We start from the raw sequence: 2,301 nt of genomic DNA, 5'->3' as shown, positions 1-2,301 counted from the left end.
TTGCGCGCGCGGCCCGATCTGCGAGCCAAAATGGAAATCGTCACAAAATGCGATATCGTGGCCCCGATTGGCCGCTATTCTGACGCGCCTGTAAAATATTACGACACATCCGCAGCTCATATCACGCAATCTGTCGACACCTCTTTGCGCGAGATGGGGATTGATCAGATTGATCTGCTACTCATTCACCGCCCCGATCCGCTGATGGATCACCACGAGACGGGGGCCTGCCTTGATGGATTGATCAAAGCGGGCAAGATCCGCGCAGCGGGCGTGTCGAATTTCCGCCCTTGGGATTGGGAGTTGCTTCAATCCGCGATGAGCGCGAAATTGGTGACCAACCAAATTGAGCTGTCGCTGTCTCATATCGCGCCCTTCACAAATGGGGATTTGAGTTTCCATCAACGCCATGCACAGCCCGTCATGGCGTGGTCACCTTTGGGGGGTGGTGCGCTGATGACGACACGCGAGGGGTTGTTGGCCACGCGTCTTGACGCGATTGCGGCAGAGCAGGGCGTGGATCGTGCGGCTGTTGCTGTGGCCTTTCTCTTGGCCCATCCTTCGACAATCTTGCCTGTGCTTGGCACCAATGCGTTGCCGCGCATTGCCACTATTTCAGACGCGCTGCGCGTGAGTCTTGATCGGCGTGATTGGTTCTCGCTTTACGAGGCCGCACTTGGTCACGAGGTCGCCTGATGGATCAGAAGATGCGCCGCCACCCCCTCAGCAGCTTTGTGCCTGATCCGGCAAACCCGCGCGCCTTTCGCACGGCGCTTGGGTGTTTTGCAACGGGTGTCACCATTGTTACGGTGGCAAGCGATGAGGGGCCCGTGGCCATCACGGCGAATAGTTTTACATCCGTGTCTCTCGATCCTGCATTAGTCTTGTGGTCGATTGATCGCGCTTCGCGCCGCTACCCCTTTTTCGGTGAGGCCCCTGCCTATGCCATTCATGTTTTGGGGGTGGATCAAGAAGATCTTTGCTGGCGCATTGCGCGAGATGCAAAGGGGCTTGGGCCCGATGATTTTGATATGAATGCCGAAGGTGTGCCCGTGCTGCATGACTGTCTTGCGCGGTTTGAATGTACAGCTTGGGCCAATTACGCGGGCGGTGACCATGACATCATGGTCGGCCAAGTGCAGCGTGCGGGCTATCGCGACTTGGGTGGGTCGCTGGGATTTTTCCGCGGCAAGCTTGGCCATTTCACCGTGAGGGAGACTGAGCCCGCATAACCAAGTTACCCCGATGAAAAGGGGGAAAGTGAGACGACCAAAACCAACGGTAATGTTTAAGGGAGGAATTACATGACCGCTAAGTTTACCAGCACTGCAATTGCAGCACTTATGGTTGCAAGCGCAGCCCCCGCTTTCGCGGATGAAATTACGTTTTTGTGCTACCAGGACGGCAATGAATGCGATGTGATCGGCGAAATGCTGCCCGAATTCACCGCTGCCACAGGCCATACTGTTAACATGGAAACCGTTGCCTATGACGTGATCCGTGATCAGTTGGAAAACCAGTTGCAAACGGATGCGGCCCCTGATGTCGCGCGCGTGACCAATTTGGGCGGCTTGAACCAGTATTACCTTGATCTCGCGCCCTATGTCGATCGTGGCCCATGGGAAGCGGCCTATGGCGCAACCCTGCCGTGGTTCCGCGCACCAGGTGCGGGGGATGATGGCATTTACGGGTGGATGACCCAGCTGACTGTGACAGGTCCCTATGTCAACGTCTCGCTCTTTGAAGATGCGGGCGTGGATATGCCAGGTGATGCCGCCACATGGGACGATTGGGCAACGGCCTTGGCCGAAGTTCAGGCCGCAACAGGCGTGACCGCAGGCTTGGCAATGGATCGCACGGCGCATCGTATGGCGGGCCCCGCGTTTTCCTATGGCGCGCGCTTCTTTGATGATGCGGGCAACCCGATCCTTGTGGATGAAGGGTTCCGTAACTTTGCAGAAACATTTGTGGCTTGGCACGCCTCGGGCTTGATGCCCGCAGAAGGGTGGCCTGCAGGTGAGGGTACGCAATATCGCAACGCTGCACCGCTGTTCCAATCAGGCGAAGCTGTAATGCATATGTCGGGCTCATGGATGATCAATTCCTACTCGGAAAACATCACCGATTTCGAATGGCGCGCGGTTCCAGCGCCATGTGGCGTAGGTGGCTGTGGCGCAATGCCAGGGGGTGCCGCGATCACGGCGTTCAAATCGACCGATGCACCTGAAGCAGCTGCGGCCTTTATTGATTTCCTCGCCTCTGAGGAAAATGCGGCCCGCTTTGCATCTGCAACCCGCAACA

At 57.1% G+C, this 2,301-nt stretch carries 3 protein-coding genes; all 3 read left to right on the top strand.

The window, feature by feature from the left end:
* The coding region (locus tag ACR0IO_RS22820; RefSeq protein ID WP_480745109.1) for an aldo/keto reductase at positions 1-696 on the top strand (696 nt) is incomplete at its 5' end.
* A complete protein-coding gene (locus ACR0IO_RS22815) occupies positions 696-1,232 on the top strand; it encodes a flavin reductase family protein (protein WP_480745107.1) in 537 nt (178 codons plus the stop codon). The genes ACR0IO_RS22820 and ACR0IO_RS22815, both read left to right, overlap by 1 nt.
* A 72-nt stretch (positions 1,233-1,304) precedes the next feature.
* On the top strand, positions 1,305-2,301 hold a 997-nt coding region (locus ACR0IO_RS22810; RefSeq protein WP_480745105.1), incomplete at its 3' end, for an ABC transporter substrate-binding protein.

This window comes from Ruegeria sp. CE12, assembly GCF_056537525.1.
Note: the sequence above shows the minus strand (reverse complement) of the source record. Positions and strands in the feature narration are given on the sequence as shown.

Excerpts from the sequence above, each read along its gene's own strand:
- ACR0IO_RS22815 (WP_480745107.1), top strand. The coding sequence starts at position 696 with ATGGATCAGAAGATGCGCCGCCACCCCCTCAGCAGCTTTGTGCCTGAT.